General features: G+C 69.3%; 4 protein-coding genes. 3 read left to right on the forward strand and 1 reads right to left on the reverse strand.

Features of this window, described 5'->3' with window-relative positions:
- The coding region (gene xseA, locus PO768_RS27095) for an exodeoxyribonuclease VII large subunit (RefSeq protein ID WP_272648541.1) at positions 1 to 843 on the reverse strand (843 nt) is incomplete at its 3' end.
- Positions 844 to 1,194: 351 nt separating this feature from the next.
- Between xseA and PO768_RS27100 the strand changes: the two genes are divergently transcribed.
- The 3 genes from PO768_RS27100 to lpxK form a co-directional block, all read left to right on the forward strand.
- A complete protein-coding gene (locus PO768_RS27100) occupies positions 1,195 to 1,848 on the forward strand; it encodes a MotA/TolQ/ExbB proton channel family protein (RefSeq protein ID WP_137942220.1) in 654 nt (217 codons plus the stop codon).
- Positions 1,845 to 2,264 carry an ExbD/TolR family protein gene (locus PO768_RS27105; protein ID WP_262968466.1) on the forward strand — a complete coding sequence of 140 codons (420 nt, stop codon included), beginning with the start codon at positions 1,845 to 1,847 and terminating at the stop codon, positions 2,262 to 2,264. Before PO768_RS27100 ends, PO768_RS27105 begins: the two co-directional genes overlap by 4 nt.
- Positions 2,265 to 2,268: 4 nt before the next feature.
- The coding region (gene lpxK / locus PO768_RS27110; protein ID WP_272648542.1) for a tetraacyldisaccharide 4'-kinase at positions 2,269 to 2,680 on the forward strand (412 nt) is incomplete at its 3' end.

Raw genomic sequence — 2,680 nt, forward strand, 5'->3', positions numbered from 1 at the left:
CAGCCGGGCGAGCTCGCCGGCCTGGGCCGGTGCGGCCAGCTCGGCGGCAGCGGTGGGGGTGGGGGCGCGCAGGTCGGCGGCCAGATCGCACAGGGTCACATCGGTCTCGTGGCCGACGCCGCAGACCACCGGCAGGCCCGACTCGGCCACCGCCCGCACCACCCGCTCGTCATTGAAGGCCCACAGGTCTTCCAGCGAGCCGCCGCCACGGCACAGCAGCAGCACATCGACCTCGGCGCGCGCATTGGCCGTCAGCACGGCCTGCACCAGGGCCGGCGGCGCCTCGGCGCCCTGCACCGGGCTCGGATAGACGATGACCTCGACCTGCGGCGCACGGCGGCGCAGCGCCGTCAGCACATCGTGCAGGGCGGCGCCGGCGGTCGAGGTGATCACGCCGATGCGGCGCGGGAAGGCCGGCAGCGCGCGCTTGCGGTCGGCCGCGAAAAAGCCCAGCGCCTCCAGCTGGGCCTTCAGGCGCAGGAACTGCTCGTACAGCGCACCGGCGCCGGCGCGGCGCATGCTCTCGACGACAAACTGCAGCTCGCCGCGCGGCTCATACAGGGTCAGCCGGCCGCGCAGCTCGACCAGCTGGCCGTCACCGGGCGCGAAGTCCAGCAGCGCGGTGGCACGGCGGAACATCGCACAGCGCAGCAGCGCGCTCTGCCCCTCGGCGTCCTTCAGGCTGAAATAGCAGTGCCCGCTGGCCGCCCGCGTGAAGCCCGAGATCTCGCCCTGCACGACACAGACCGCAAAGCGGGTCTGCAAGGCATCGGAGACCGCATGCAGCAGGGCCGCGACCCCCCAGACCATGCGGCGTGGTGCGGCTTGCAGGGCATCAATCATGCGCAAACCCAAGGCTGGCGCGGGGGTAGAACTCCACAGCCGCGCCGGATGGGGCCTGGCGGACTATCCGGCGCGTCACAGATTTGACACACGCGCATAAACGCTTGTTTTTCAAGTGTTTTTTCATGCCTAAAAATTGAGCAATTTATCCAAGCCCTTGATTTTTCGGGCCTCGGCGGGCCACCGGGCCGGCTTGCCCACAAAGTTATCCACAGCGAAAGTGGACTGTTTGGATCTGCGGGCAAGACCTGACGCCGAGACTGCCGAAGCCGGCCCGCCTTCGGGCCCTAATCGCGCGCATCGCGGCGGGCCGGTTGACGGTCGGCCCTGTCTTCTCAAGAGGGAGCGCCTTTGTTTTCGATCATACAAGCCGCCGGCTGGCCGATCTGGCCCCTGCTCCTGTGCTCCGTCGTGGCACTGACCCTGGTCATCGAGCGGCTGACCAGCCTGCGCAGCGCGCGCATCGCGCCGCCCACCCTGCTCGATGAGGTGCTCAGCGTGACCAACCAGCACCTGCCCAGCGCCGAGATCGTCAACAAGCTGGCCGAGAACTCGGTGCTGGGCCAGTTGCTGGCCAGCGGGCTGCGCGCGGTGATCGCCGATCCGCGCATCCCCGACGCCAGGCTGCGCCAGACCTTCGAGCTGGCCGGCCGATCCGCCATCCACAAGCTCGAGCGCTATCTGAACACGCTGGGCACGATCGCGACGGCCGCGCCGCTGCTGGGCCTGCTGGGCACGGTGGTCGGCATGATAGAGATCTTCGGCAGCCAGAGCCCCAGCGGCGCCAACCCCGCACAGCTGGCCCACGGCATCTCAATCGCGCTCTACAACACCGCCTTCGGCCTGATCATCGCGATCCCCTCGCTGATGTGCTATCGCTACTTCCGTGGCCTGGTCGAGGGCTATGTGCTGGAGCTGGAGCAGGCCAGCGAGCGCTTCATGAACCATCTGACGCGCTTCACCCAAGCCGCCCCGGCACAGCCGGTGGTGCGCAGCGGCCCATGAAGTTCCGCCAGCGCAAGGCCGACGAGCCCGAGATCAATCTGATCGCCTTCATCGATGTGCTGCTGGTGATCCTGATCTTTCTGATGCTGTCGACCACCTATTCCCGCTTCACCGAGCTGCAGGTCACGCTGCCGACGGCCAATGCCGACAAACTGCAGGAGCGGCCGCGCGAGATCATCGTCGCCATTTCGGCCGACGGCCGCTATGCAGTCAACCGCCAGGCCGTCGAGGGCCGCACGCCCGAGCTGCTGGCGGCCGCGCTGCAACAGGCCAGCGCCGGCCAGCCCGAGACCATGATCATCATCTCGGCCGATGCCAATGCGGCCCACCAGGCCGTGGTCAACGTGATGGACGCGGCCCGCCGCGCCGGACTCAACCGCCTGACCTTTGCCGCCCAGGGCGACGCCGCGAAGTAGCCCGATGAGCTTCGCCGAGCGCCTGCAGCGGGCCTGGCAAGAAGGCGGGCCGCTGGCCCAGGCCTTGCGTCCGCTGGGCTGGATCTACGGGCTGCTGATCGAGATCCGCGCCCTGCTCTACCGGCTCGGCCTGCGGCGTGCCGAGGCCTTGCCGGTGCCGGTCATCGTGGTCGGCAACTGGATCGTCGGCGGAGCCGGCAAGACCCCCACGACGCTGGCCTTGCTGCGGCTGCTGCAGGCCCAGGGCATTGCGGCCGGCGTGATCTCGCGCGGCTATGGGCGCGACAACGACGAGCTGCGGCTGGTGGATCGCGCCAGCACCGCTGCCGAGGTCGGCGACGAGCCGCTGCTGATCCATCTGCGCAGCGGCGCGCCGGTGGCCGTGGGCAGCGACCGGGTGGCCGCAGCGCGCGCGC

The organism is Paucibacter sp. XJ19-41, assembly GCF_028462495.1.
Taxonomy (GTDB): Bacteria; Pseudomonadota; Gammaproteobacteria; order Burkholderiales; family Burkholderiaceae_C; genus Roseateles_E.

Excerpts from the sequence above, each read along its gene's own strand:
- PO768_RS27105 (WP_262968466.1), top strand. The coding sequence starts at position 1,845 with ATGAAGTTCCGCCAGCGCAAGGCCGACGAGCCCGAGATCAATCTGATC.